General features: G+C 73.1%; 23 protein-coding genes. 9 read left to right on the forward strand and 14 right to left on the reverse strand.

Annotated elements, in window-relative coordinates; genetic code table 11:
- Window positions 1-48 precede the first annotated feature (48 nt).
- Genes OG448_RS13425 through OG448_RS13435 form a run of 3 tightly spaced genes read right to left on the reverse strand, consistent with a single transcriptional unit; the run spans window position 49 to window position 3,718 of the window.
- Window positions 49-1,746: an L-aspartate oxidase gene (locus OG448_RS13425; protein ID WP_405553799.1), complete on the reverse strand. Its 1,698-nt coding sequence runs from the start codon at window positions 1,744-1,746 to the stop codon at window positions 49-51.
- Complete coding sequence (panC, locus tag OG448_RS13430; RefSeq protein WP_405553801.1) at window positions 1,743-2,744, reverse strand: pantoate--beta-alanine ligase; 1,002 nt, start codon at window positions 2,742-2,744, stop codon at window positions 1,743-1,745. Before panC ends, OG448_RS13425 begins: the two co-directional genes overlap by 4 nt.
- Window positions 2,741-3,718, reverse strand: a complete 978-nt coding sequence (locus OG448_RS13435) for a Rossmann-like and DUF2520 domain-containing protein (protein ID WP_405553803.1) — start codon at window positions 3,716-3,718, stop codon at window positions 2,741-2,743. The genes panC and OG448_RS13435 overlap by 4 nt, the downstream gene beginning before the upstream one ends.
- A gap of 156 nt (window positions 3,719-3,874) precedes the next feature.
- Here OG448_RS13435 and OG448_RS13440 point away from each other — a divergent pair, with 156 nt between their 5' ends.
- The gene (locus OG448_RS13440) at window positions 3,875-5,038 is read left to right on the forward strand and encodes a threonine aldolase family protein (RefSeq protein ID WP_405553805.1); all 1,164 of its coding nucleotides are present in this window, start codon (window positions 3,875-3,877) and stop codon (window positions 5,036-5,038) included.
- Window positions 5,039-5,122: 84 nt separating this feature from the next.
- Window positions 5,123-6,226 (forward strand): DUF5937 family protein, encoded by a 1,104-nt coding sequence (locus tag OG448_RS13445; RefSeq protein WP_405553807.1) that lies wholly within the window; start codon window positions 5,123-5,125, stop codon window positions 6,224-6,226.
- 3 nt (window positions 6,227-6,229) lie between these two features.
- On the opposite strand, the gene OG448_RS13450 is transcribed toward OG448_RS13445, so the two are convergent.
- A complete protein-coding gene (locus OG448_RS13450) occupies window positions 6,230-6,901 on the reverse strand; it encodes a response regulator (RefSeq protein ID WP_391297679.1) in 672 nt (223 codons plus the stop codon).
- Between the two features lie 54 nt (window positions 6,902-6,955).
- Window positions 6,956-8,161 (reverse strand): sensor histidine kinase, encoded by a 1,206-nt coding sequence (locus OG448_RS13455; protein ID WP_405553809.1) that lies wholly within the window; start codon window positions 8,159-8,161, stop codon window positions 6,956-6,958.
- A 117-nt stretch (window positions 8,162-8,278) separates the two neighbouring features.
- On the opposite strand from OG448_RS13455, the gene OG448_RS13460 reads away from it, so the two are divergent.
- Window positions 8,279-9,274 carry an SAM-dependent methyltransferase gene (locus OG448_RS13460; RefSeq protein ID WP_405553811.1) on the forward strand — a complete coding sequence of 332 codons (996 nt, stop codon included), beginning with the start codon at window positions 8,279-8,281 and terminating at the stop codon, window positions 9,272-9,274.
- 41 nt (window positions 9,275-9,315) lie between these two features.
- Here OG448_RS13460 and OG448_RS13465 read toward each other — a convergent pair whose 3' ends face one another.
- The 3 genes from OG448_RS13465 to OG448_RS13475 all read right to left on the reverse strand — a co-directional run bounded on the left by OG448_RS13465 (window position 9,316) and on the right by OG448_RS13475 (window position 12,929).
- Entirely contained in the window at window positions 9,316-10,464 is a 1,149-nt protein-coding gene (locus OG448_RS13465) for an NADH-quinone oxidoreductase subunit D (protein WP_405553812.1), read from the reverse strand.
- Between the two features lie 51 nt (window positions 10,465-10,515).
- On the reverse strand, window positions 10,516-11,703 hold the full coding sequence (locus OG448_RS13470; protein ID WP_405553814.1) for a hypothetical protein: 1,188 nt from the start codon (window positions 11,701-11,703) through the stop codon (window positions 10,516-10,518).
- Window positions 11,704-11,798: 95 nt separating this feature from the next.
- Window positions 11,799-12,929: an alpha/beta hydrolase gene (locus OG448_RS13475; RefSeq protein ID WP_405553816.1), complete on the reverse strand. Its 1,131-nt coding sequence runs from the start codon at window positions 12,927-12,929 to the stop codon at window positions 11,799-11,801.
- Window positions 12,930-13,151: 222 nt separating this feature from the next.
- Between OG448_RS13475 and OG448_RS13480 the strand changes: the two genes are divergently transcribed.
- From OG448_RS13480 to OG448_RS13505, 6 genes are all read left to right on the forward strand, one after another.
- Window positions 13,152-14,966, forward strand: a complete 1,815-nt coding sequence (locus OG448_RS13480) for a phosphatidylglycerol lysyltransferase domain-containing protein (RefSeq protein WP_405553818.1) — start codon at window positions 13,152-13,154, stop codon at window positions 14,964-14,966.
- A gap of 138 nt (window positions 14,967-15,104) precedes the next feature.
- Window positions 15,105-15,965, forward strand: a complete 861-nt coding sequence (gene folP, locus OG448_RS13485; protein WP_405553819.1) for a dihydropteroate synthase — start codon at window positions 15,105-15,107, stop codon at window positions 15,963-15,965.
- Window positions 15,962-16,510, forward strand: a complete 549-nt coding sequence (locus OG448_RS13490; RefSeq protein ID WP_405553821.1) for a nuclear transport factor 2 family protein — start codon at window positions 15,962-15,964, stop codon at window positions 16,508-16,510. The genes folP and OG448_RS13490 overlap by 4 nt, the downstream gene beginning before the upstream one ends.
- A gap of 261 nt (window positions 16,511-16,771) precedes the next feature.
- A complete protein-coding gene (gene folB, locus OG448_RS13495) occupies window positions 16,772-17,131 on the forward strand; it encodes a dihydroneopterin aldolase (RefSeq protein WP_030811277.1) in 360 nt (119 codons plus the stop codon).
- Window positions 17,128-17,739: a 2-amino-4-hydroxy-6-hydroxymethyldihydropteridine diphosphokinase gene (gene folK, locus OG448_RS13500; protein ID WP_030811279.1), complete on the forward strand. Its 612-nt coding sequence runs from the start codon at window positions 17,128-17,130 to the stop codon at window positions 17,737-17,739. The genes folB and folK overlap by 4 nt, the downstream gene beginning before the upstream one ends.
- 58 nt (window positions 17,740-17,797) lie before the next feature.
- Window positions 17,798-18,286, forward strand: coding sequence for a DUF3180 domain-containing protein (locus OG448_RS13505; protein ID WP_161187141.1), 489 nt, complete (start codon window positions 17,798-17,800; stop codon window positions 18,284-18,286).
- A 53-nt stretch (window positions 18,287-18,339) separates the two neighbouring features.
- Here the strand turns inward: OG448_RS13505 and folE are convergent, their stop codons facing one another.
- From folE to dacB, 6 genes are all read right to left on the reverse strand, one after another.
- Window positions 18,340-18,945, reverse strand: a complete 606-nt coding sequence (folE, locus tag OG448_RS13510; protein WP_030811287.1) for a GTP cyclohydrolase I FolE — start codon at window positions 18,943-18,945, stop codon at window positions 18,340-18,342.
- A 109-nt stretch (window positions 18,946-19,054) separates the two neighbouring features.
- On the reverse strand, window positions 19,055-21,094 hold the full coding sequence (gene ftsH / locus OG448_RS13515) for an ATP-dependent zinc metalloprotease FtsH (RefSeq protein WP_405553824.1): 2,040 nt from the start codon (window positions 21,092-21,094) through the stop codon (window positions 19,055-19,057).
- Between the two features lie 194 nt (window positions 21,095-21,288).
- Window positions 21,289-21,849: a hypoxanthine phosphoribosyltransferase gene (gene hpt, locus OG448_RS13520; protein ID WP_405553826.1), complete on the reverse strand. Its 561-nt coding sequence runs from the start codon at window positions 21,847-21,849 to the stop codon at window positions 21,289-21,291.
- A gap of 86 nt (window positions 21,850-21,935) precedes the next feature.
- Window positions 21,936-23,039, reverse strand: a complete 1,104-nt coding sequence (gene tilS / locus OG448_RS13525; protein ID WP_405553828.1) for a tRNA lysidine(34) synthetase TilS — start codon at window positions 23,037-23,039, stop codon at window positions 21,936-21,938.
- Between the two features lie 168 nt (window positions 23,040-23,207).
- Entirely contained in the window at window positions 23,208-24,314 is a 1,107-nt protein-coding gene (locus tag OG448_RS13530; protein WP_405558789.1) for a zinc-dependent metalloprotease, read from the reverse strand.
- 114 nt (window positions 24,315-24,428) lie between these two features.
- Window positions 24,429-26,024 carry a D-alanyl-D-alanine carboxypeptidase/D-alanyl-D-alanine-endopeptidase gene (gene dacB / locus OG448_RS13535; protein ID WP_405553830.1) on the reverse strand — a complete coding sequence of 532 codons (1,596 nt, stop codon included), beginning with the start codon at window positions 26,022-26,024 and terminating at the stop codon, window positions 24,429-24,431.
- Window positions 26,025-26,037: the final 13 nt, after the last annotated feature.

Consider the following 26,037-nt stretch of genomic DNA (forward strand, 5'->3'; position numbering starts at 1 on the left):
GTTCGTCACTGCTCCTGGGGACGCGGGTTCACCCGGTGGACCGAGATGTCACCGGGTAGGGGGGAAGTCTGCGCTCTCGGTGGTGCGTACGGCCAGCGAACGGTCCGCGCGGAGGGTCACCACCAGATGGCGGCGCCAGTGGAGGTCGTCGCGGTCGGCGTGGTCCTCGCGCCAGTGGCAGCCGCGGGTCTCCTCGCGCAGCGCGGCGGCGGCGACCAGGACGCGGGCCACGTCCAGGAGGTTGGTGGCCTCCCAGGTGTCGACGCCGGGCTCGGCGGTCTTGCCCTCGCCGTCCAGGGTGTCGCTGGCGCGGGTGTGCAGTTCCGCGAGGCGCTGTGCGGCGCGTTCGAGGGAGGCGGCCGAGCGCAGCACGCCCGCGCCCTCGGTCATGATCCGCTGCACGGCGAGCCGGTCCTCGGGGGCCAGCAGGGGGTGCGCGGGCGTGCCGTGGTGCGGGACGGGGGCGGGCACGCGCGTGTGCGGGCCGTTCGCGGTGTGCTCGGCCGCGATGTCGGCGGCGAGGCGCTCGGCGTAGACGAGTCCTTCGAGCAGGGAGTTGGAGGCGAGCCGGTTGGCGCCGTGTACGCCGGTGCAGGCGACCTCGCCGCACGCGTACAGGCCGGGGACCGTCGTACGGCCCCGGTCGTCGGTGCGGACGCCGCCGGAGGCGTAGTGGGCGGCCGGGGCGACCGGGATGGGCTCGGTGACCGGGTCGATACCGTGGGCGCGGCAGGCGGCCAGGATGGTCGGGAAGCGGTGCTCCCACATGTCGGCGCCGAAGTGCCTGCCGTCGAGATACATGTGCTCGGCGCCCAGCTCCTGCATCCGCCGCGTGATGCCCTTGGCGACGATGTCGCGCGGGGCCAGCTCGGCCAGTTCGTGCTGCCCGACCATGAAGCGCGTGCCGTCGGCGTCGACCAGGTGGGCGCCCTCGCCGCGCACCGCCTCGGAGACCAGCGGCTGCTGGCCCTCGGCGTCGGGGCCGAGGAAGAGCACGGTCGGGTGGAACTGCACGAACTCCAGGTCGCTGACCTCGGCGCCCGCGCGCAGCGCCAGCGCCACGCCGTCGCCGGTGGAGACGGAGGGGTTGGTGGTCGCGGAGAACACCTGGCCCATGCCGCCGGTGGCGAGCACCACGGCGGGCGCGTGCACGGCGCCCACGCCGTCGTGCTGGCCCTCGCCCATGACGTGCAGGGTGACCCCGGCGGTGCGGCCTTCCGCGTCGGTGAGCAGGTCCAGGACGAGCGCGTTCTCGATGGTGCGCAGGCCCCGCGCGCGGACGGCGTCGACCAGCGCGCGCGAGATCTCCGCGCCGGTCGCGTCCCCGCCCGCGTGGGCGATGCGGCGCCGGTGGTGGCCGCCCTCGCGGGTGAGCTGGATCGAGCCCGCGTCGTCGGTGTCGAACCGCGCGCCGGTGGCGATCAGCCGCCGTACGGCGTCGGGGCCCTCGGTGACCAGGAGGCGCACGGCGTCCTCGTCGCACACGCCCGCGCCCGCCACCAGGGTGTCGTCCAGGTGCTGGCCGGGGGTGTCGCCGTCGCCCAGGGCGGCCGCGATGCCGCCCTGGGCCCAGCGGGTGGAGCCGTCGTCCAGGCGGGCCTTGGTGACGACGACCGTCGTCAGGCCGGCCGCCTCGCAGCGCAGCGCGGCGGTCAGGCCGGCCACGCCGGAGCCGACCACCACCACGTCGGCCGGGATGGACCAGCCGGGGGCGGGCGCGTGCAGTCGTATGCCGGTGCTGGTCACAGGGCGGCTCCAGGGCTGCCGAAGGTGAGCGGGATGTTGTCGATCAGCCGGGTCGAACCGACCCGTGCGGCGACGGCGAGGACCGCCTCGCCGGTGAAGTCGTCGGCGATCTCGGTGAAGTCGGCCGGGTCGACCAGGGCGAGGTAGTCCAGGTCGAGCGGCGGGTCGAAGCGGGCGGCCTCGTCCAGGGTCTGGCGGGCGGCCGCGCGGACGGCTGCCGGGCCGCCGGGCGCGGCGGTGGCCACGGCGTGCGCGTCGGCGGCCGCCCTCGACTCGCCTATGGCGCTCAGCGCCTCCGCACGCGCGTGCGTGGACGGCACTTCCAGCGCCCGCGCGCGAAGGGCCTCCTGGGCCGCGTGCCGGTCGCGGCCGGCGAACAGGGCGCGGGACAGGGTGAGGGCGGTGGCGCGCTCCTCGGGGGCGAGGTAGCGGTTGCGGCTGGACAGGGCGAGCCCGTCCTCCTCGCGGACCGTGGGTACGCCGACGATCTCGACGCCGAAGTTGAGGTCACGCACCATGCGCCGGATGAGCGCCAACTGCTGGGCGTCCTTCTGCCCGTACAGGGCGACGTCGGGGCGGGTGAGGTGCAGCAGCTTGGCGACGACGGTGAGCATGCCGTCGAAGTGGCCGGGGCGGGTGGCACCCTCCAGCCTTCCGCCCATGGGGCCCGCGGTGATGCGCACCTGGGGCTCCCCGCCGGGGTAGACCTCCTCCACGGACGGGGCGAACACGGCGTCGGCGCCCGCGCGTCCGGCCAGCGCGAGGTCGGCGTCCAGGGTGCGCGGGTAGCGGTCGAGGTCCTCGCCGGCGCCGAACTGGAGCGGGTTGACGAAGACGGTGACGACGACCTCGCCGTCCGGCCCGGCGATCTCGCGGGCGGTGCGGATCAGCGTGGCGTGGCCCTCGTGCAGGGCGCCCATGGTCATCACGACGGCGCGGCGGCCGTGGCGCACGCGTGCGTGCAGCTCGTCGGCGGTGCTCAGCAGGGCGGTGGTCATCGGTCGTTCCCCTCGGGGCCGTTCTCGTCGTCGTCCGCGTCGGTGCCGGTGCCGGGGGCACCGCCGCTGCCGGTCTCCTGGTCGGCGAGCACGCCGAGCAGGTCCTCGGCCAGCTCGGCCTTGAGCAGGCCGTGGGCGAGGGCGCGGTCGGCGGTCGCGCGGGCCATCGCCACATAGCCGGCGACGGTCTGCGGGGAGTGCTCGCGCAGCTCGGCGATGTGCGCGGCGACCGTGCCCGCGTCCCCGCGCGCGACGGGGCCGGTGAGGGCCGCGTCACCGGAGCGCAGGGCGTTGTCCAGGGCGGCGCCGAGCAGCGGGCCGAGCATCCGGTCGGGGGCGCCGACCCCGGCCGTGCGCAGCAGCTCCATGGACTGGGCGACCAGGGTGATCAGGTGGTTGGAGCCCAGGGCGAGGGCCGCGTGGTAGAGCGGGCGGCTCTCCTCGCTGATCCACTCCGGCTCGCCGCCCATCTCGATGACCAGGGCCTCGGCCGCGAGCCGCAGTTCCTCGGGCGCGGTGACGCCGAAGGAGCAGCCCGCGAGGCGCTGGACGTCGACGGGGCTGCCGGTGAAGGTCATCGCCGGGTGCAGCGCGAGTGGCAGCGCGCCCGCGCGCAGGGCCGGCTCCAGCACCGAGACGCCGTACCGGCCCGAGGTGTGCACGAGGAGCTGGCCGGGCCGGACGGCGCCGGTCTCGGCGAGGCCGGTGACCAGGCCCGGCAGGGCGTCGTCGGGGACGGTGAGCAGCACCAGGTCGGCGCGCTGGAGCACCTCGGCGGGCGGCACCAGGGGCACGCCGGGCAGCATCTTCTCGGCGCGCCTGCGGGAGGCGTCGGAGACGCCGGAGACGGCCACCGGGCGGTGTCCGGCGAGCTGGAGGGACGCGGCCAGGGCGGGGCCCACGCGTCCGGCGCCGACGACGCCGACGGTGAGCCGCGCGGGGCGGTCCTGGGTGTCTGAAGGGTGTGTACTCACGCGACCGTGGCCTTCCCGTTCCAGTCCGCTCTGGGTACCGGACGATTTCTCGTCATGTTAACGCTATCCGGCGACCGGCCCCCGGTTGTCCACAGGCTGTGGGCCGCCGCACCGGCCCACCCGGAAAACGGGTACCCGCCCGGGGCCCGGCCCGGCATGATCCCCCGCATGAGCGACACGACCGAGGACGAACAGCGACCTTCGATACGGGACCGGCGCCGGACCGCGATACGCACCGCACCGCGCGTGCTGTCGCGCGGCGGCTGGCGCGGCACCCTCCGCGAACGCCTGACGGAGCTGACCGAGGCGGCACCCGAGGTGTACGACCTGGACGAACCCGCCGACATCTACGGCGACGGCGTGGTCGCCGCCCTGGAGCGCCGGGTCGCGGAACTGCTCGGCACCGAGGCCGCCGTGTTCTTCCCGACCGGCACCATGGCCCAGCAGGTCGCCCTGCGCTGCTGGGCCGCGCGCACCGGCAACCCGGCCGTCGCCCTGCACGCCCTGTCCCACCCCGAGGTGCACGAACGGCATGCGTTCAGCCAGGTCAGCGGGTTGCGCCCGGTCACCGTGAGCCAGGAGCCGCGCCCGGTGACGGCGGCCGACGTGCACGGTCTGGACGAGCCCGTCGGCGCGCTCATGCTGGAACTCCCGCTGCGCGACGCCGGCTTCCTGCTGCCCTCCTGGGAGGAGCTGACCGGGGCGGTCGACGCCGCGCGGGAGCGCGAGGCGGTGGTGCACTTCGACGGCGCCCGCCTCTGGGAGGCCACCGAGCACTTCGGCCGCCCGCTGGAGGAGATCGCGGCCCTGGCCGACAGCGTCTACGTGTCGTTCTACAAGTCCCTCGGCGGCCTGGGCGGCGCCGCGCTCGCCGGCCCGGCGAGCCTCGTCGAGGAGGCGCGCACCTGGCGGCACCGGTACGGGGGCATGGTCTTCCAGCAGTTCCCCACCGCGCTGTCGGCCCTCGCCGGCCTGGACCGGGAGCTGCCGAGGCTCCCCGAGTACGTCCGTCACGCGCGCGTGGTCGCCGCCGCGCTGCGCGAGGGGTTCGCCGCGGCCGGACTGCCCTGGGCGCGGGTCCACCCCGAGGTGCCCCACACCCACGACTTCCAGGTCTGGCTCCCGTTCGAGCCCGAGGTCCTCGCGGAGGCGGCGGTTCGCCAGGCCGAGGAGACCGGCACCCTCCTGTTCTCCGGCGCCTGGGACTCCCGCGGCCCCGGCCTCTCCTTCACGGAGACCGGGGTACGCGCGGCAGGACTGGGGTGGACGGCACGCGATGTACGGGACGCGGCCGTGGACTTCGCCGGACGGCTGGGCTGAGGCACCGGCCCCCGAAGGCCCCCCGGATTGACGACAGCCGTCAATCCGGGGGGCGTTGTCAGTGGCCGGGGGCACCATGGGGACATGAGCGTGACCATCGACGTCAAGGGGCTCCCCGCGGAGCGGATCTCCGTGGTGCCCTCACCGCTGGCCGAGCTCGGGATGGCCCTGCACGCGCTCAGCGAGCCCGGTCACCATCCGGATCTCCAGGGCTGGGTGACCGCCGTGTCCAGCCGTCTGGACCCGTGCCTGGCCGACCGGCTCTGCGAGGCGGACTTCCTGTGGCGCACCACGTTCTCCGACGTGTTCGCCCCCTTCGCCGGACTCCCCGGCCGGCGCGGGCTGCCGGCCGGGACGCTCGCCGAGGAACTGGACCTGCTGGACAAGCTGACGGACGAGCAGTTCGTCGACGCGGCGCTGGAGTTCACCTGCCACTCCCAGTACTCCCGGCAGAGCCTCGGCCCGCTGGGCGACCCGGAGCTGCGCCGCCGCGCCCTGGACCTGGCCGCCGCGCGCGGTACCGTCCAGGAGCGGTTCGCCCGGCGCCTGCTGGAGGACCCGCCGACGGTCCGCGCCTGGTTCCGCCGGCTCGTACTCGACTGCGACGAGGCGTTCTTCGCCGACACCTGGGCCCGGCTCCAGCCCCAGCTCGCCGCCGACGCCCGGCACAAGACCGAGCTGCTGCGCCGCAAGGGCCCCGCCGAGGCCCTCTCCTCGCTCTCCGGGGCGGTGTCGCTGGACGAGGAGGCCGGGCTCATCACGATCGACAAGCTCCTGGTGGGCCGGGGCACCACCGGTGACGGCGGCCTCGTCCTGGTGCCGACCAGCCTCGGCTGGCCGCATGTGATGGTGCTGCACCGGTACAACTGGCAGCCCGTGATCACCTATCCCGCCAAGGCCACCCGCCCCCAGGCGCCCACCGTCGAGCAGCTCACCCTCCGCATGGAGGCCCTCGCCCACCCCGCGCGCCTGCGCCTGTGCCGCCACCTCGCCCGCAGCCCGCACAGCACCAGCGAACTCGCCGACGCGCACGGCATGTCCGCGCCCGAGATATCCCGTCACCTGGCCGTGCTCAAGAAGGCCGGCCTGATCACCAGTTGCCGCCAGGGCCGGTACGTCCAGCACCAGTTGGACCTGGCCGCCGTGTCCCGGCTGGGCAGCGACTTCATCGAGGGCGTTCTGCGCTGAACCTCAGGGCTGCCCGCCCGCTCGGACCAGCCCGGTCTCGTAGGCGAGGACGACCACCTGGACGCGGTCGCGCAGCCCCAGCTTGGTGAGGATGCGGCCCACATGGGTCTTCACCGTGGCCTCGGAGAGGACCAGCCGGGCGGCGATCTCCCCGTTGGAGAGCCCCTGGGCGACCAGCACCATGACCTCGCGCTCGCGCTCGGTGAGCCGGGACAGCTCCGCGTGCCGGGGCTCCTTCACGGCCGAGGGCAGCATCGGGGCGAACCGGTCGAGCAACCGGCGCGTGGTGGAGGGCGCCACGACCGCGTCCCCGCTGTGCACCGCGCGGATCGCGCTGAGCAGCTCGCCCGGCGGCACGTCCTTGAGCATGAAGCCGGAGGCGCCCGCCTTCAGCCCGGAGAACGCGTACTCGTCCAGGTCGAACGTGGTCAGGATGAGCACCTTGGGCGGCTCGGGCTCGGAGCAGATGCGCCGGGTGGTCTCCACCCCGTCCAGCTTGGGCATGCGCACGTCCATCAGGACCACGTCTACGGGGGTGGTGCGCAGCACCTGGAGCGCCTCCACCCCGTCGCCCGCCTCCGCGACGACCTCCATGTCCGGCTGGGCGGCGAGCACCATCCGGAAGCCGGTGCGCAGCAGCACCTGATCGTCGACGAGCATCACGCGGATCGCCATCGGGGTCCTCTTCCGTGTCCTTCTTCGGGTGTGCGGGCGCGTTCGTGACAGGTGTCAGTGCGCCGGTTTCAGCGGGAGCAGTGCGCTGATGCGGAAGCCTCCGCCGGGACGCGGCCCGGCGTCCAGGGTGCCGCCGACCATGCCGACGCGCTCCCGCATGCCGATCAGGCCGTGTCCCTGGCCGTCCGCGCCGCCCTCCTCGTACAGCTCGTGCGGTGCGCCCTTGCCGTCGTCCTCGACCAGCAGACCGAGCCCGTCGTCGAAGTACACCAGCCGGACGCTGGCGCCCGCCTCGGGCCCGCCGTGCTTGCGGGTGTTGGTGAGCGCCTCCTGCACGATCCGGTACGCGGTCAGCTCCACCCCGCTGGGCAGCGGGCGCGGGGTGCCCTCGACCTTGAAGTCCACCGGCAGCCCGGAGTCGCGGCACTGCTCGATCAGGTCGTCGATCTGCTCCACGTCGGGCTGCGGGACGTACTCCCCGCTCTCCTGGTGCTCGCCGGTGCGCAGCACGCCCAGCAGGCGGCGCATCTCGGCCAGCGCCTGGCGGCCGGTGGAGGAGATCGTCTCCAGCGCCTGGCGGGCCTGGTCGGGGGCGGCGTCCAGGACGTAGGCGGCGCCGTCGGCCTGCACCACCATCACCGAGACGTTGTGCGCGACCACGTCGTGCAGCTCGCGGGCGATCCGGGCGCGTTCGGCGGCGACGGCGACCTTGGCCTGCGCCTCGCGCTCCTTCTCCAGCCGGGCGGCGCGCTCCTCGAGCTGGGCGAAGTAGGCGCGGCGGGTGCGCATGGAGTCGCCGAGCACCCAGGCCAGCGCGAACGGCACCGTCTGGAACACCGCGAGCGCGATCTGCCCCAGCCCGCTGACCTGATCGTTCGGCCAGCGCAATTGCGCCAGCGAGGCCGCGACCAGGCTGGTGGCGAGCGCCAGCCTGGAGGCCCACAGGGCGCCGGTCGCGGCGACCGTGTAGACGATCACCAGCATGGTGAAGTCGGCGACGAGCGGCTCGACGTCCAGGATGAGCTGCGCCAGCCCGGTGGCCAGCACCGCGACCAGCATCAGCTCCGGCAGCCGGCGGCGCAGGGCCAGGATGACGCACAGCACGGTGGAGATCGTCCAGGCCGCGGCGAAGGAGCCGTGGTGGTGCGGGGTGCCGTCCATGTTCACCACGCTCACGCCGGAGAGCCCGAGCAGGACGACGGCCCAGAAGCAGTCGACCCCCGTGGGGTGGCGGCGGAGGAAGTCATAGAGGCGCTGCACGTCATCAGCGTAGGGAAACCCGGTGCGCGCACGGGTCAGCCGAAGGGGCGATCCGTGTCCGGCACACGTACGCCGCAAGGTGGATACCCCGGTCGTCTGTACGCCTAGGCTGACCCGGTGCGGGAGACATCGGAGCAGGGCTGGCGGGACGCCACCGAGCGGGCGCTGTACGGCCCCGAGGGCTTCTACCGGCGCCCCGAGGGCCCCGCCGGGCACTTCCGTACCTCCGTGCACGCCTCGCCGCTGTTCGCCGCCGCCGTGGCCCGGCTGCTGTGCCGGGTGGACGTGGCGCTGGGGCGGCCCGAGGTGCTGGACTTCGTCGATCTGGGGGCCGGGCGCGGGGAGTTGGCCCAAGGGGTGCTGGCCGCGCTGCCCGACGAGGTGGCGGCGCGCACGCGGGCGTACGCCGTGGAGATCGCGGACCGGCCCGAGGGACTGGACGGGCGGATCGAGTGGCGGGCCGAGGTGCCCGAGGAGGTCACCGGGCTGCTGTTCGCCAACGAGTGGCTGGACAACGTGCCCGTGGACGTGGCCGAGATCGACCGCAAGGGCGCGCCCCGGCTGGTGCGGGTCGCGCCGGACGGTACCGAACGGCTCGGGGAGCCGGTGACGGGCGCGGCGGCGGAATGGCTGGCCCGGTGGTGGCCGCTGGCCGCCGAGGAGGGACTGCGGGCGGAGATCGGGCTGCCGAGGGACCAGGCCTGGGCACGGGCCGTCGGCCGGGTGGAGCGGGGGCTCGCGGTGGCCGTGGACTACGCCCACACCCTCGGCACCCGCCCGCCCTACGGCACGCTCACCGGGTTCCGGGCGGGCCGGGAGACGGCCCCGGTGCCCGACGGGACCTGCGACATCACCGCGCACGTCGCCCTGGACGCCTGCGCGGCGGCCGGAAGCGCCCACGGCACCCCGCGCCTGCTCACCCAGCGCGAGGCCCTGCACGCGCTGGACGTCACCGGCGCACGCCCCCCGCTCACGCTGGCCACCACCGACCCCGCCGCCTACGTACGCGCCCTCGCGGGCGCCGGAGCCGCCGCCGAACTCACCGCACCGCGGGGCCTCGGCGACTTCGGCTGGCTCCTCCAGCCGGCCGGCCTGCCCGAGCCGCCCCTCTGAGTTACTCGGCGCTACTTGGCGCTACTCGGCGCTACTCGGCGCTACTTGTCGATGTCTCCCACCACGAAGAACAGCGACCCCAGGATCGCCACCATGTCGGAGACCAGCGTCCCCGGCAGCAGCTCCCCCAGCACCTGGATGTTGTTGTACGACGCCGACCGCAGCTTCAGCCGGTACGGCGTCTTCTCGCCCTTGCTGACCAGGTAGTAGCCGTTGATGCCGAGCGGGTTCTCGGTCCAGGCGTAGGTGTGCCCCTCGGGCGCCTTCAGCACCTTGGGCAGCCGCTGGTTGACCGGGCCGGGCGGCAGTTCGGCGAGCCGGTCCAGACAGGCGTCCGCGAGGTCGAGCGCGTTGTGGGTCTGCTCCAGCAGCACCTCGAAGCGGGCCAGGCAGTCCCCCTCGGTCCGGGTGACGACCTTCAGGGTGTCCTGGAGGTCCCCGTAGGCGAGGTACGGCTCGTCGCGGCGCAGGTCGAAGTCGACGCCCGAGGCGCGCGCGATGGGGCCGCTCACGCCGTACGCGTGCACGGCCTGCGGGGTGAGCGCCCCCACGCCCCGGGTGCGCCCCCGGAAGATCTCGTTGCCGAGGACCAGGTCGTCGAAGACGTCCATGCGGGAGCGGACGGCGGCGACCGCGTCCCGCGCGCGGCCGGTCCAGCCGTCGGTGAGGTCCTCCTTGAGGCCGCCGACCCGGTTGAACATGTAGTGCATGCGGCCGCCGGAGACCTCCTCCATCACGTTCTGGAGCACCTCCCGCTCCCGGAACGCGTAGAAGACCGGGGTGATCCCGCCCAGCTCCAGCGGATAGGAGCCGAGGAACATCAGGTGGTTGAGCACCCGGTTCAGCTCGGCGAGCAGGGTGCGGGTCCACACCGCGCGCTCGGGCACCTCCATGCCGAGCATCCGCTCGACGGCGATGACCACGCCCAGCTCGTTGGAGAACGCCGACAGCCAGTCGTGGCGGTTGGCGAGCATGATGATCTGCCGGTAGTCACGGGCCTCGAACAGCTTCTCCGCGCCCCGGTGCATGTAGCCGATCACCGGCTCGGCGCGCTGGATGCGCTCGCCGTCCAGCACCAGCCGCAGCCGGAGCACGCCGTGTGTGGAGGGGTGCTGCGGTCCGATGTTGAGCACCATGTCGGTGCTCTCGGCGGCACCGCCGATCCCGACCGTGGTCTCCGTGGCAGTCATGCGTCCCAGTCTCCCCCACGCGCGCGTGCACGGCGGAAACGGGCGGCGCGGTCAGGAGGCCGCGCTGCGCAGCCCCTCCACGTCGATGTGCTCAGTCTCGTCGTGCGCGGTGAGGTCGATGACCTGGCCCACGTCGTAGGTGCCGGCGGGCTTGTACGCGGCCCCGGCGTCCGCCTTGTGCAGCGCGAGGGCCTCCTGCCCGACCACGTCGGCCAGGTCCTCGTTGCGCACGTCCATCGCCGCCGAGGTGTCCTTCTGGGTGCCGAAGAAGTCGAACCCGCCCTCGACCAGCGGACGCCGTGACGGCGCGGCCGGTACGACGGCGACGGCGGTCGGCACCGTGAAGTGCCCGGCGGGACGCTGCCCGGTGGACTGGGCGGGCACCACGGCCGTACCGGCGGTGTGCGCCTGCGCCTCCTCCGGCGTGTCCTCGGGGGTGGTGTGCGCCTCGGTCACTTCGCCTTCGGCGTCCACGGGTCCCAGACCCTCGGCGGGCGCTTCGGCTCGGCCGGCGGCGGCGTGCTCGTCGTGGTCGTCGGCGTCGGCCTCGGTACCCGCACTGTCCGGATCTCCTTTGGCGACGGCCTCCACCTCGGCCTCCGCCCCGGATTCCGCCTCGGCATCGGTCTCGGGCTCCTCCGCCGACCGCTCCAGCCGCGCCAGCGCGACCGCGGCCTTCAGGTACAGCTCCGAGCCCTGGACGGCGGCGGGCGCCGGAGCCTCGGCCACGGGCGTGTCCTGCGCGCTGGGCGCGGGCGGCAGTGCGAGCGTGCCGGATTCCGGGACCGCCTCGATCTCCAGCAGCCGGCGCCCCTCCAGCGCGCTGGCGCGCTCGGTCTCCGCGGTGGCGTACCGGCGCAGCAGGGCGGCGTGTTCGTTGCGCAGCCCTGCCAGTTCGGCGCGCTTGGCCCGCAGGCGCCGCTCCAGCTTGGCGCGCAGCTCGCGCGACTCCTCCAGGTCGGTCTCCAGCTCGGCGACCCGTTCGTCGAACCGCCATTCGTCGCTGACCCGGGCGCGGGTCAGCTCGGCGACCTGCTTGCCCGCCTGTGCGTCCCACTGGCGCATCACGACCGCGCCGCCGACCGCCGTGAGCGCGGCGACGCCGGCCAGGGCGCGCACCACCCCGAGGGAGGAGAACACCCAGGGAGCCAGCGCGCAGACGACGGCGACACCGGCGATCGCGGAGGGAGGCAACAGCCGGTGCAGAGGCGGTGAATGGCGGTGGCGTCCACGTGGCATGGCCAGAAACTTACCGCGCGTAGGCGCCCTGTGGGCCCCCGAGGCCCAAAAATCCGGCCACGGCAAGGGCTTCACGGGGTTTCAGCACCCCTGGCTCAACGGTCGCTGAGCTGCCCGCTGAGCCACTGGAGGGCGGGCGGGACCTCGCGCCGCCAGGTGTTGAAGTTGTGGCCGCCGCTCTCCAGGATGATGGAGGAGATCCTGGTCCGGCCGGTGGCGCGTACCTCCTTCACGAACCTGAGCGTGTCCCGGTAGTTGTGTTCGCCGACCTTGCTGCTGGTGACGAGCAGGGAGGTGTCGGGCGCCGGTTCGTGCGCGAGCAGCCAGTGCAGATCGGCGTGATCACGCAGGCTGCGGTCGCCGTGGAAGAGGTCGCCGGTGGTGGGGTCGACGGGCGCGGTGTAGTACGCCGACAGGCCGGCGCCGGCCGCGTAGACGCCCGGGTGGCGCATGGCGAGCTTCAGGGCGCAGTAGCCGCCCGTGGAGTCGCCGATGATGCCCCAGCTTCCGGGTCGGGCACCGGCCCGGTAGTGGGCGAGGACGGCCTCGGGGAGGTCCTTGGCGAAGAAGGTCTCGGTCTGCGGGCCCTGCGGGATGTCCACGCACTCGGTGTCGCGCGGGGGCGCCACGGTGGGCCGCATCATCACCAGGATCATCGGCTGTGCCCGCCCGTCCTTGGCCAGACCCCGGGCGACGGCCGGGTACTTGAGCTTGGTGACGAGGGCCTGCGCGGTGCCGGGGTAGCCGGTCAGCACCACCGAGACCGGGAACGTCCGCGTGCGGAACCGGGGCTGGAAGTACTCCGGCGGCAGATAGACGTAGGCCGGGGTGGCGATGCGGGAGACCCGGCCGACGATGTCGACCTTCTGGACCTGGCCCACCGCCGAGGCCCGCGAACCGTCGTCGCCCGGCGGGGACTTGATGCTGACCACCTGGAGCGGACCGCCCGCGCCGGTGGTGGTGGCCGACTGGTCGACCAGGACGCCCTGTTCGGTCTCCCGGCCGAGCAGGTCGTCCCAGCCCGCGTAGAAACCGAAGCTCTGGTTGGCGGCCACCCCGAGGGAGCAGATGAGCGCCAACTGGGTGGCGAGCAGCAGGCCGATCCGGCCGCCGAGGGCCGGCCAGCTCCGCCGGGCCAGGCGCGGCCACAGCCACAGCGTGGCCCCGAACAGCACCACGGCGACCGCCACCGCCAGCACCAGAAGTGAGTTGCTCGTGAGACCCATGGCTGTTCCTGCCTGCGCTTTCCGCCTCGGACACCCGTGTCGCAGCACGGACTTGCCCCAGGCTTTCCTTGACCTTTGACCCGACTTTCCGGAGCGGGAGGAACCTGTCTCCCCAAGACACCGTCCTAGAGGGCGCAATGTCACCGGATGCCCGATCGGCACCGGGTTTCAAGGTCTCTCGCAGAGCTACGGGATGCGATGTCTGTCAGGATAGATGGGGAATTGTCAGGCGGGGTTCCGCGGGGTTCGAACCGGGCGCGGCGCATACTGCGCGGCCCGCGTGCGGAGGCCGTTCCCACCCTGATCGGCCGGGCGTGCGCCCTCGTCGGCCTGCTCGACATCGCCGCGGGCGTGTTCCCGCGCTTCCGTCACAGCCGTATGCACGCGCTCGCGGAGGCGCTGCCCGGCTCCTTCGGACCGTTCGCCGCGGCCCTCTCGCTCAGTGCGGGCGTGCTGCTGCTCCTGCTCGCGCACGGGCTCAAACGCCGCAAGCGGCGCGCCTGGCGGGCCGCCGTCGTGCTGCTGCCGGCCGGCGCGGTCGCCGAGTTCCTGTACCGGCACTCGCTGCTCGGCGTGTTCATCTCCCTCGCGCTCCTGGTGCCGCTGCTGCGCCACCGCGCCGAGTTCGGCGCGCTGCCCGACCCGCGCAGCCGCTGGCGGGCCCTGGCCAACTTCGTCCTCATGAGCGCCGGTTCCCTCGTCCTCGGACTGGTCATCGTCAGCGTCCACCCCGGGCGCACCCTCGGCGACCCGAGCCTGGCCGATCGGCTGACCCACGTCGTCTACGGCCTGTTCGGCTTCGAGGGCCCCGTCGACTACCAGGGCAGCACCTCCTGGACGGTCGCCTTCTCCCTCGGCGCCCTCGGCTGGCTCACCGCCGTCACCACCAGCTACCTCGCCTTCCGGCCCGAACACCCCGCCGCCCGCCTCACCGAGGAGGACGAGGCGCGCCTCAGGGATCTGCTGGACCGGCACGGCCGCCGCGACTCCCTCGGCCACTTCGCGCTGCGCCGGGACAAGGCCGTCGTCTTCTCCCCCAGCGGCAAGGCCGCCGTCACCTACCGCGTCGTCTCCGGTGTGATGCTCGCCAGCGGCGACCCCATCGGGGACGTGGAGGCGTGGCCCGGCGCCATCGAGCGCTTCATGGACGAGGCCAAGGCCCACTCCTGGACCCCCGCCGTCATGGGCTGCTCGGAGACGGGCGGCGAGGTGTGGACCCGTGAGACCGGCCTGGACGCCCTGGAGCTGGGCGACGAGGCGGTGGTCGACGTGGCGGATTTCTCCCTCGCCGGACGCGCGATGCGCAATGTGCGCCAGATGGTCAAGCGCATCGAGCGGGCCGGCTACGAGACCCGCGTACGGCGCGTCCGTGACCTCTCCGACGGCGAGCTGGAGCGCGTGCGGCTGGCCGCCGAGGACTGGCGGGGCACCGACAACGAGCGCGGCTTCTCCATGGCCCTCGGCCGCATCGGCGACCCCGCCGACGGCGCCTGCCTGATCGCCACCGCCCACAAGCAGGACGACACACCCGGCCCGTACGGCGATCTGAAGGCGATCCTGCACTTCGTGCCGTGGGGCGAGGACGGCGTCTCGCTGGACCTGATGCGCCGTGACCGGCTGGCCGACCCCGGCATGAACGAGCTGCTCATCGTCGCCGCCCTCCAGGCCGCGCCGAAGCTCGGCATCACCCGGGTCTCGCTCAACTTCGCCATGTTCCGCTCCGCCCTCGCGCGCGGCGAGAAGATCGGCGCCGGGCCGGTGCTGCGGGCCTGGCGGGGGCTGCTGGTGTTCCTCTCCCGCTGGTTCCAGATCGAGTCGCTGTACAAGTTCAACGCCAAGTTCCAGCCCCGCTGGGAGCCCCGCTTCGTCGTCTACCGGGCCTCGGGCGACCTGCCCCGCATCGGCTTCGCCGCGATGCAGGCGGAGGGCTTCGTGGACCTCGCGCTGCCGCTGCCCCGCTTCCTGCGGCGCCGCCGGAACGCCGCCGCGCGGCCCTGCGCACACCGCTCGCACGAGCACGGCGTACGGGCCGCCTGACCCGGCCGGACCAATCCCGCGCAGCTCGCGCGGACCGGCCCGTAGGCCCCGGACCGCCTTGCCGAGGCGGTCCGGAAGGGGCCGTTCCGTACCGACCCGCGCACCTTCGCCGTGCACCTCGGGGCCTACGCTGAACGTATGAAGAACCTCATCGGGCGCGGCGAAGTGGCGGGTCTTCCGACGTGGGACCGCTGCGCGGTCATGGGCGTCGTCAACGTCACCCCCGACTCCTTCTCCGACGGCGGCCGCTGGTTCGACACCACGGCCGCCGTCAAGCACGGGCTCGACCTCGCGGCCGAGGGCGCCGATCTGGTCGACGTCGGCGGCGAGTCCACCCGGCCCGGCGCGACCCGCGTCGACGAGGCCGAGGAGCTGCGCCGCGTGGTCCCCGTCGTGCGCGGACTGGCCGCCGAGGGCGTGCTGGTCTCCGTGGACACCATGCGCGCGGCCGTCGCCGAGCAGGCGCTCGCGGCGGGCGCCGTCCTCGTCAACGACGTCAGCGGCGGCCTCGCCGACCCCGCGATGCTGCCCGTGGTCGCACGGACCGGCGCCCCCTTCGTGGTCATGCACTGGCGCGGCCTCCTGGAGGGAGGCAATGTCCGGGGCGTCTACGAGGACGTCGTCACCGAGGTCTGCGAGGAGCTGCACGCGCGCGTGGAGGCCGTCCTCGCGGCGGGCGTCGCCCCGGAGCGCGTCGTCATCGACCCCGGCCTCGGCTTCTCCAAGGAGGCGGAGCACGACCTCGCCCTCCTCGCCCACCTCGACCGGCTGCGCGCGCTGGGCCATCCCCTGCTGGTCGCCGCCTCCCGCAAACGCTTCCTCGGCCATGTCCTGGCCGGCCCCGGGGGCACCACCCCGCCGGCCCGCGAACGCGACGCCGCCACCGCCGCCGTCTCCGCCCTCGCCGCCCAGGCCGGTGCCTGGGCCGTCCGCGTCCACGAGGTCCGTGCCACGGCCGACGCGGTCCGCGTGGCCCGCGCGGTGGAGGGCGCCCGGTGAGCGCCGCGGACGTCGATGTCGAAGAGGTGTCCGCCGCCAACACCTCCTTCTACGAGGCGATGGAGCGCGGCGACTTCGAGGAGGTGGCCGGGCTCTGGCTGGCCCCCTCCGACCTGGGCGTCGACGAGGAGTACCACGACCCCGCCGACACCGGGGTCGTCTCCTGCGTCCACCCCGGCTGGCCGGTGCTCACCGGGCGGGGCGAGGTGCTCAGGTCGTACGCGCTGATCATGGCGAACACCGACTACATCCAGTTCTTCCTCACCGACGTGCATGTCTCCGTCACCGGGAACACCGCGATCGTGAGCTGCACCGAGAACATCCTCAGCGGCGGGCCCGCACCCGAGGAGGGCGAGGAGCTGGGGCCGCTGGTCGGGCAGCTCGTCGTCGCCACCAATGTGTTCCGGCGCACTCCCGAGGGCTGGAAGCTGTGGTCCCACCACGCCTCCCCGGTCCTGGCGACGTCCGAGGAGGACGAGGAAGACGATGAGGGCGGGGTGGACGGCGACGAGGGCGTCGGCCCGGACGACGGCACGCTCGCCTGAGCCGGGCCCCGGCCCGGACGGTTCCGGAACGTGGTTGGAATCACCTTCGCCGGGGTAAGTGCGGCTACCAGCCGACGGCACGACCGGTCCCCCTGGGCAGACACCTGGGCGAACACCGGGTGAACCCTTCCGGTACCGGCGCCGGGCCACACCCCCGTGGCCCGGCCGGGTCCGTGCGCGCAGGTAGATTCGTCCAGGGCCGGTGTGCCGCCCGAGCGCGGCAGCGACCGGCCGTTCCCGACGATTGCAGGAGTGATTCGCGTGGATCGTGTCGCGCTGCGGGGCCTGAAGGCCCGTGGGCACCACGGGGTGTTCCCCAAGGAACGCGAGGAGGGCCAGACCTTCATCGTGGACCTGGTCCTGGGTCTGGACACCCGCCCGGCCGCGGCCGACGACGACCTCACCAAGACCGTGCACTACGGCATCGTGGCCGAGGAGGCCGTGGCCGTGGTCGAGGGCGAACCGGTCAACCTGATCGAGACCCTCGCCGAGCGGATCGCGCAGACCTGTCTGAAGCACGAGGGGGTGCAGGAGATCGAGGTCTGCGTCCACAAGCCGGACGCCCCGATCACCGTCCCCTTCGACGACGTGACCGTCACCATTCTCCGGAGCCGAGCATGACCCGCCCCTTCAGCAAGGGTCACAGCGACCCGACCGTCCAGCCGGTGCCCGCGTCCGTCGTCCAGCAGGTCGACGACGCCGACTCCACCCTGCACAACCCGCAGCGGGCCGTCCTCTCCCTCGGCTCCAACCTCGGCAACCGCCTGGAGACCCTCCAGGGCGCCGTGGACGCGCTGGAGGACACGCCGGGCGTCCGCGTCAAGGCCGTCTCCCCGGTGTACGAGACCGAGCCGTGGGGCGTCGAGCCCGGCAGCCAGCCCTCGTACCTCAACGCGGTCGTGGTCCTGAAGACCACCCTGCCGCCCTCCTCCCTGCTGGAGCGGGCGCAGGCCGTCGAGGAGGCGTTCCACCGGGTCCGCGACGAGCAGTGGGGCCCGCGCACCCTGGACGTCGACATCGTGTCCTACGCCGACGTCACCTCCGCCGACCCCCGGCTCACCCTTCCCCACCCGCGCGCCCACCAGCGGGCCTTCGTCCTCGCCCCGTGGCACGACGTGGACCCCGCCGCCGAGCTGCCCGGCCAGGGCGCGGTCGCCGGTCTGCTGTCCGCCGTCACCCGCGAGGGAGTCGCGCCCCGCGCGGATCTGGAACTCCGACTGCCCGAGTAGTCGTTAAGGTCGACACGACCACGGGCCCGACAGGTCCGGGGGGACCTGAAGGGACACCGTGAAACAGCTTCGCATCAGGGTGCTGGCAGGCGTGTTCGTCGTCGCCGGAGTCCTGTCCTGGGCCGGCGCCCGCCTCTGGAACTCGCTCGGCACCCTGCCCGGCGTACCGGTGGCCGCGCCCATCGTGCTCGCGCTGATCGCCGTGGTCCTGTTCGCCACGGCGCTCTCCCTGCGCGCCCGCTTCAAGGCCCAGCGTGAGCGCCGCCCCGACGCCAAGGGCGTCGACCCGATGATGGCCGCCCGCGCGGTGGTCTTCGGCCACGCCAGCGCGCTCGTCGCCGCCCTGGTCAGCGGCGTCTACGGCGGCACCGGCGTCCTCCTGCTGGAACTCCTCGACATCCCCGCCCGCCGCGACCAGGCCATCTACGCCGGCTTCTCCGTCCTCGCCGGCTTCGCGGTCATAGCGGCCGCCATCCTCCTCGAACGCATCTGCCGCCTCCCCGAGGACGACGACACCCCACCCACCGGCACGGAACCGGCGGCCTGAGGGCCGCCGGTCCGCCGGATCGAGTGGGGTGCGGAAAGGGCGAGGGGACGCGGTCAGCGCGCCATGATGAGGCTCATCGCCTCGTTACGGGTCGTGGCGTCCCGGAGCTGACCGCGCACCGCCGAGGTGATGGTCTTCGCACCCGGCTTGCGGATGCCACGCATGGACATGCACATGTGCTCGCACTCGATCACCACGATCACGCCGCGCGGCTCGAGTATCTCCATCAGCGAGTCCGCGATCTGCGTGGTGAGCCGCTCCTGCACCTGCGGGCGGCGCGCGTACACGTCCACCAGCCGGGCGAGCTTCGACAGGCCCGTGATCTTCCCCGAGACCGAGGGGATGTAGCCCACGTGCGCCACGCCCCGGAAGGGGACCAGATGGTGCTCACAGGTGCTGTACACCTCGATGTCCTTCACCAGGACCATCTCGTCGTGCCCGAGGTCGAACGTCGTCGTGAGCACGTCCTCCGCGCGCTGCCGGAGCCCGGAGAAGATCTCCCGGTACGCCCGTGCCACCCGTGCCGGGGTTTCCAGGAGGCCCTCGCGGTCGGGGTCTTCGCCGACGGCTATCAAGAGCTCGCGGACGGCGTTCTCGGCGCGTTTCTCGTCGAACTCGCCGATGGTGCCGTCTCCGGCCAGCGTCACGGGGTCGGTCATGTGGTGCCTCGTTCCTGTGCGTCCAGCGCGCGGGCATGGTGAAATGCCGCGCCCCCCAGGCTAGAACCCGGGGGGCGCGGCATACATTCCGGCCAGTGGCCGGGGAGCGTCAGCTCTCGGGGCGGTCCTCGGGGGACGGCTCCGGGACCGGACCGTGCTCGGTCGTCGTGGACTTGACCGTGCTGATCGCGGGCGTCGCGCCGTTCGCACCGTTGGTCAGTGCCAGCTCCCGGGGGGAGAGCACCGGCGGGCGGGTGGACGGCGTACGCCGCGAGGAGCCGGTCCAGGCCGGACGCGGCGGGCGCTTGTGGATCGACGTGAAGATCTCGGCGATCTCCTCCTTGCCCAGGGTCTCCTTCTCCAGGAGCGCCAGGACCAGGTTGTCGAGCACGTCCCGGTTCTCGACCAGGATCTCCCACGCCTCGTTGTGCGCGGTCTCGATGAGCTTCTTGACCTCTTCGTCGACCAGCCCGGCGACCTCTTCCGAGTAGTCGCGCTGGTGCGACATCTCACGGCCGAGGAAGGGCTCGCTGTTGTCGCCGCCGAACTTGATGGCGCCGAGCCGCTCGGTCATGCCGTACTGGGTGACCATCGCGCGGGCCACGTTGGTGGCCTTCTCGATGTCGTTCGCGGCGCCGGTGGTCGGGTCGTGGAAGACCAGTTCCTCGGCGGCGCGTCCGCCCAGCATGTAGGCGAGCTGGTCGAGCATCTCGTTGCGCGTGGTCGAGTACTTGTCCTCGTCCGGGAGCACCATCGTGTAGCCCAGGGCACGGCCCCGCGACAGGATGGTGATCTTGTGGACGGGGTCGGAGTTCGGCGAGGCCGCCGCGACCAGGGCGTGTCCGCCCTCGTGGTACGCGGTGATCTTCTTCTCCTTGTCCGACATGATCCGGGTCCGCTTCTGCGGGCCCGCGACCACACGGTCGATCGCCTCGTCCAGCGCGTGGTTGTCGATCAGCTTCTGATCGCCGCGCGCGGTGAGCAGCGCCGCCTCGTTGAGCACGTTGGCCAGGTCGGCGCCGGTCATGCCGGGGGTCCGGCGGGCGACGGCGGCCAGGTCGACGTCGGGCGCGACCGGCTTGCCCTTCTGGTGGACCTTGAGGATCTCCAGGCGGCCCTGGAGGTCCGGCGGGTCGACCGCGATCTGCCGGTCGAAACGACCGGGACGCAGCAGGGCCGGGTCCAGGATGTCGGGCCGGTTCGTGGCGGCGATCAGGATGACGCCGCCCTTCACGTCGAAGCCGTCCATCTCGACCAGGAGCTGGTTCAGGGTCTGCTCGCGCTCGTCGTGACCGCCGCCGAGCCCGGCACCACGGTGCCGGCCGACCGCGTCGATCTCGTCGACGAAGACGATCGCCGGGGCGTTCGCCTTGGCCTGCTCGAACAGGTCACGCACGCGGGATGCACCGACACCGACGAACATCTCGACGAAGTCGGAACCGGAGATCGAGTAGAACGGCACCCCGGCCTCGCCCGCGACAGCACGCGCGAGCAGGGTCTTGCCGGTACCGGGGCGGCCGTACAGCAGCACGCCCTTGGGGATCTTGGCGCCGACGGCCTGGAACTTGGCCGGCTCCTGGAGGAACTCCTTGATCTCGTGGAGCTCCTCGACGGCCTCGTCACAGCCGGCGACGTCGGAGAAGGTGGTCTTCGGCGTGTCCTTGGTGATGAGCTTCGCCTTGGACTTGCCGAAGTTCATGACCCGCGAACCACCGCCCTGCATCTGGTTCATCAGGAACAGGAACACGACCACGATCAGGACGAAGGGCAGCAGGGTGAGCAGCACGCCGACGAACGGGCTCTGCTTCGAGGGAGAGACGGTGTATCCCTCGGTGATCTGCTTGTCCTGGTACTTGTTCTGCAGGGTCTGCGCCAGTGCCACGCCCTGGTCGCCGATGTAGCTCGCCTGGATCTTCGAGCTGTCCTTGACCTTGACGCCGTCCTTGAGCGTGACCTTGATGGTCTGCTCGTCACCGGTGGTCAGCTTGGCCGACTTGATCTTGTTGTCGTTGATCGCCGCCACGACCTGGCCGGTGTCCACCGTCTTGTAGCCGCCGGAATTGCCGACGACCTGCATCAACACGACCACGGCAAGGACGGCCAGCACGATCCACATGACCGGCCCACGGAAGTATCGCTTCACGTCCATCCACACGGAGCGGTGACGCCCCGTCCCTCCTGCCATAGTGAGTTTGATAAGACAGTTCTTCTGACGGTACCCCAGCCTCGTCGTCCGCAGCCGCACTCGGCGGCCCGGACGGACCACGGCCCGTCTTCCAATGCTCCAACGTCACGGAGCCCGCCGGGGTTCCCGATCTTCCCCGGCGGTGTGCGCCGCTCGGGTCAGCCGCCGTAGACGTGGGGCGCGAGCGTACCGACGAACGGGAGGTTCCGGTACTTCTCGGCGTAGTCCAGGCCGTAGCCGACCACGAACTCGTTCGGGATGTCGAAGCCGACCCACTCCACTTCGATGGAGACCTTGGCGGCGTCCGGCTTGCGCAGCAGCGTGCACACCTTCAGGGAGGCGGGTTCACGCGAGCCGAGGTTGTTGATCAGCCAGGACAGGGTCAGCCCGGAGTCGATGATGTCCTCGACGATCAGGACGTGCCGGCCCTTGATGTCGGTGTCGAGGTCCTTGAGGATGCGGACGACACCGGAGGACTGGGTGCCCGCGCCGTAGGAGGACACGGCCATCCAGTCCATGGTGACGGGGGTGGACAGCGCACGCGCCAGGTCCGCCATGACCATGACGGCGCCCTTGAGGACACCGACGATCAGCAGGTCCTTGCCCGCGTACTCCGCGTCGATCTTCGCGGCCAGGTCGGCCAGCTTCGCGTCGATCTCTTCCTTGGTGATGAGCACCCGCTGGAGGTCGGCACCCATGTCTTTCGCGTCCACCCGCATCACTTTCGGTCGTCCCGCATGTATGGCCGCGCCGGCGGCCACCGGCAGGCCCGGCCCGTCGGAGTCGGGCTCCGGGGGTCGGGATTTCAGCCTTGCCGAATCACCAGTCTGCCACCCTGCCGCTGGGCGACGACCTTGCCCGGCAGATTGATGGCTCCCTGGCCGCGCCAGCCGGTGATCAGGCGGTCCATCTCCTCGATGTGCCGGGCGAAGAGCGAACCGGCCGGAGCGCCCGCCTCGATGGCGGCCCGGCGCAGCACCCGGCGGCGCACGGCGGGCGGCAGCGCGTAGAGCTTGGCGCACTCCAGCATGCCCTCGGCGTCGCGTACGGAGGACTCGGCCTGGCCGGCCCAGGCGTCCAGGGCGTCGGCGTCGTCCCGGGAGAGCTGCGCGGTGCGGGCGAGCGCCTCCACGACGCCCTTGCCGAGCGCCTTCTCCAGCGCGGGCAGGCCCTCGTGGCGCAGCCGGGAGCGGGTGTAGGCCGGGTCGGTGTTGTGCGGGTCGTCCCAGACGGGCAGCGACTGGACCAGGCATGCCTTGCGGGCGGTCTGCCGGTCCAAGTGGAGGAAGGGGCGCCGGTAACGGCCGTCGGCCCCCGAGACCGCGGCCATGCCGGACAGGGAGCGGATGCCGGAGCCGCGGGCGAGGCCGAGCAGGACGGTCTCGGCCTGGTCGTCGCGGGTGTGGCCGAGCAGGACGGCGGCGGCGCCGTGGCGTTCGGCGGCGGCGTCCAGGGCGGCGTACCGGGCGTCCCGGGCGGCCGCCTCGGGGCCGCCGTCGCGGCCCACGGTGACGGCGACGGACTCGACGGGGGCGAGGCCGAGTTCACGCAGTCTGAGGGCGACCTCCTCGGCGCGCAGCGCGGAGCCGGGCTGGAGGCCGTGGTCGACGGTGATGCCGCCGGCGCGCAGGCCGAGGCGGGGGGCCTCGAAGGCGAGGGCGGAGGCGAGCGCCATGGAGTCGGCGCCGCCGGAGCAGGCGACGAGGACGAGCGGCGCGGTGGCGGGGGCGGGGCCCCGGTGGCGCTGCGCGGCGCTCGGCCCGCCGGTTCGGTGGGCGACGGCGACGGCACCGTGGCCGCTGCTGCCGTGCGCGGTGCTGCCGTGCTCGGCGGCCTGGCCGGTGGCGATGTCGTGGAGGACGCGGCGGACCGCCAGGCGTATCGCCGCGACCGCGGGATGGGGACCCATGTCCGGTTCCCTTCATGAAGTTTCGGGGGACGAGCCCGAAGTCCGGTCACTCAGAGTGCGTCGATGGTGACAGAAGCGGGCCCTTCCCCGAGCATTGCACGCCTACGCATGGCTGACGGTCCCTCGGACGGGTGATTGGAGGGGCGTTTCCCTGCCGTCCGCCCGCGTTCAGGGTCCGGTCGTGCGGTGCACGCGCGCGACCCAGCCGGCCGGGTCGGAGATCTCGGCCTTGGTGGGCAGGGTGTTGGGCGAGGTCCACACCCGGTTGAAGCCGTCCATGCCGACCTCGTCGACGACCGCGCGCACGAAGCGCTCGCCGTCGCGGTACTGGCGCAGCTTGGCGTCGAGCCCGAGGAGCTTGCGCAGCGCGAGGTCGAGCCGGGAGGCGCCCTTGGCCCTGCGCTGCTGGAACTTCTCGCGGATCTCGGCGACGCTCGGCACGACCTCGGGGCCGACGCCGTCCATGACGAAGTCGGCGTGCCCCTCCAGCAGGGACATGACGGCGGTGAGGCGGCCGAGGATCTCCCGCTGGGCCGGGCTCTGCACCAGCTCCACCAGCGAGCGTCCACCGTCCTCCTGCTCGCCCTCGGGACGGCCCCCGGCGAGCGACTGGGCGGCGTCCCGGATGCGTTCGAGGAACGTCATCGGGTCGACGTCGGTCTCCGCGAGGAACGCCTGGATCTCGCCCTCCAGGTGGTCGCGGAGCCAGGGCACGGCGGTGAACTGGGTGCGGTGGGTCTCCTCGTGCAGGCACACCCAGAGCCGGAAGTCGTGGGGGTCCACGTCGAGTTCGCGCTCCACGTGGACGATGTTCGGCGCGACGAGCAGCAGCCGGCCGCCTCCACCGGGCGCGTTGCCCGCGGGCAGGTCGGGGGCGGCGGGGGCGAAGGTCTCGTACTGGCCGAGGACACGGGAGGACAGGAACGACAGCAGCATGCCGAGTTCCACGCCGGTCACCTTGCCGCCGACGGCACCGAGGACGGCGTTGCCCGCGCCGGGGCCGCGCCGCTCCTGCATCTTGTCGAGCAGGGGACGCAGCAGCTCCCGGAACCCGGCGACGTTGGCCCGTACCCAGCCGGGCCGGTCGACGACCAGTACGGGGGTGTCGTGGACGTCCTCGGTCCCCATGCGGGTGAAGGCGCGAACGTGTTCCTCGGAGACCTTGGCGTGCCTGCGCAGCTCGGCCACCACCGCCCTGGCCTCGTCCCGGCTGATCTCCGGCCCCGGCCGCACGAGCCGCGTCGCGGTCGCCACCGCGAGGTTCCAGTCGACCATCCCCTGAGAAGCGGTGCCACCGAAGCTCGTCATGCGTCAACCGTACGTGAGCACCCGCCGTCGGGGCAGTCCGTCGGGCGGGGCAGGCAGACGCAGCCGGGCTGGCGGGGTCGGCTAGCCGCAGCCGCAGTCGGCCAGGGTGGTGGCCGTGTGGTCGAGGGCGGACTGGGCGGACTGGGGGTCGGTGGTGCCTGAGGTGAGGAAGGCGAAGGTGAGGAGGCGGCCGTCCTTGGTGACGACCGTGCCGGCCAGGGAGTTGACGCCGGTCAGGGTGCCGGTCTTGGCGCGGATGAGACCGGCCGCGCCGCCGTCGGCGTAGCGCTCGGCGAGGGTGCCGGTGAACCCGCCGACGGGCAGGCCGGTGAGGACGGGGCGCAGGCCGGGCCGGGTGGGGTCGGCGGCGGTGGCGAGCAGGGAAGTCAGGAGGTCGGCGGTGAGCCGGTCGTCCCGGTCGAGCCCGCTGCCGTCGTGGAAGGAGGCGCCGCGCATCGGCAGCCCCAGCTTGGTCAGCCGGGCGGCGACCGCCTTGGCGCCGCCCGCGAAGCTGCCGGGCTGCCCGGAGGCCAGGGCGGTCTGCCGGGCCAGCGCCTCGGCGATGTCGTTGTCGCTGTTGGTCAGCATCCGCTCGACCACGTCGGACAGCGGGGGCGAGGAGACGGTCGCGAGGGTCGTCGCGCGCCCGGTGGCCTTGGAGGGGCCGGGCGGGGTGGCGGTGATGCCCGCCTCCTTCAGCAGGCCCGCGAAGGTGCGGGCGGCCTCGGCGGCCGGGTCGGCCACGCGGGTCACCGGCCCGCTGCTGGAGTTGTCGGTGCGGCCCTCGTCGGCGGTGAGGGCGGTGACCTCGGCGAGGTTGTCGTTGGCGCCGATGGGGTGCTGCGAGGGGCCGGAGTACAGGGTCGTGTCGTAGGACAGCGTGACCTTCTCGACGCCCCGCTTCTTCAGCGCGGCGGCGGTGCCGGCGGCCAGGGTGCGCAGGCTCGCCCAGCCGCCGCTCGCCTTGTGCGCGGTGAGGGTGGGGTCGCCGCCGCCGACCAGCACCAGTTCGCCGGTGTCGGGGTCGAGCGCGGTGCGGGTGGTGAGCCGGTGGTCGGGGCCGAGCGCGGACAGCGCGGCCACCGCGGTGGCGATCTTCGTGGTGGAGGCGGGCGTGAACGCCTGGTCGGAGTGGGTCCCGTACAGGCGACTCCCGGTGGCCACGTCCACCACGGCCGCGGCCTGGCCCTCACCGAGGGCGGGGTCGGCGAGCAGGGGGCCCAGGACGCCCGCGATACCGCTCGGCGGGACCTTCCCGGACTTCGCGGGCTCCGCGGCGCCGCCGAGCCCGCGCAGCACGGGCGGGGCGCTCGGTACGGCGTCGGGACCGCCCGCCTCGGTGCCGCCGCCGTCGTGATCTGCACCACGTGCGAGCGTGAGGGCGACCGCGCGGTCCCGCTCGGCCGTACGCTGACCCGCGCCGTCGAAGGGGCCGGCCACGGCCACTGCGCCGGCGGCCAGTGCCAGTCCGGCGGTGGCCGCCGAGGCGGTGAAGTACCAGGTCCGAGCGGGCCTGGGACCGGACCGGCCGGGTCCGGGACGCAGGGCGGACGTCAACCGGGCGAGACGCGGTTTCACGACGGACGCCGTGTGCGCCAGACTCGGTCGTAGGGCGTCCGTGAGCCGCTTCACATGCGGTCTCGCGGACCGCAAAGGTCCCAGCTCCGGCACGACCACCAGCCCCTTTCGC

The sequence above is a fragment of the Streptomyces sp. NBC_01171 genome, from assembly GCF_045039805.1.
Lineage (GTDB): Bacteria > Actinomycetota > Actinomycetes > Streptomycetales > Streptomycetaceae > Streptomyces.

Excerpts from the sequence above, each read along its gene's own strand:
- panC (WP_405553801.1), bottom strand. The coding sequence starts at position 2,744 with ATGACCACCGCCCTGCTGAGCACCGCCGACGAGCTGCACGCACGCGTG.
- OG448_RS13440 (WP_405553805.1), top strand. The coding sequence starts at position 3,875 with ATGATCCCCCGCATGAGCGACACGACCGAGGACGAACAGCGACCTTCG.
- OG448_RS13445 (WP_405553807.1), top strand. The coding sequence starts at position 5,123 with ATGAGCGTGACCATCGACGTCAAGGGGCTCCCCGCGGAGCGGATCTCC.
- OG448_RS13450 (WP_391297679.1), bottom strand. The coding sequence starts at position 6,901 with ATGGCGATCCGCGTGATGCTCGTCGACGATCAGGTGCTGCTGCGCACC.
- OG448_RS13465 (WP_405553812.1), bottom strand. The coding sequence starts at position 10,464 with ATGACTGCCACGGAGACCACGGTCGGGATCGGCGGTGCCGCCGAGAGC.
- OG448_RS13470 (WP_405553814.1), bottom strand. The coding sequence starts at position 11,703 with ATGCCACGTGGACGCCACCGCCATTCACCGCCTCTGCACCGGCTGTTG.
- OG448_RS13475 (WP_405553816.1), bottom strand. The coding sequence starts at position 12,929 with ATGGGTCTCACGAGCAACTCACTTCTGGTGCTGGCGGTGGCGGTCGCC.
- folP (WP_405553819.1), top strand. The coding sequence starts at position 15,105 with ATGAAGAACCTCATCGGGCGCGGCGAAGTGGCGGGTCTTCCGACGTGG.
- folK (WP_030811279.1), top strand. The coding sequence starts at position 17,128 with ATGACCCGCCCCTTCAGCAAGGGTCACAGCGACCCGACCGTCCAGCCG.
- folE (WP_030811287.1), bottom strand. The coding sequence starts at position 18,945 with ATGACCGACCCCGTGACGCTGGCCGGAGACGGCACCATCGGCGAGTTC.
- ftsH (WP_405553824.1), bottom strand. The coding sequence starts at position 21,094 with ATGGACGTGAAGCGATACTTCCGTGGGCCGGTCATGTGGATCGTGCTG.
- hpt (WP_405553826.1), bottom strand. The coding sequence starts at position 21,849 with ATGCGGGTGGACGCGAAAGACATGGGTGCCGACCTCCAGCGGGTGCTC.
- tilS (WP_405553828.1), bottom strand. The coding sequence starts at position 23,039 with ATGGGTCCCCATCCCGCGGTCGCGGCGATACGCCTGGCGGTCCGCCGC.
- OG448_RS13530 (WP_405558789.1), bottom strand. The coding sequence starts at position 24,314 with ATGGTCGACTGGAACCTCGCGGTGGCGACCGCGACGCGGCTCGTGCGG.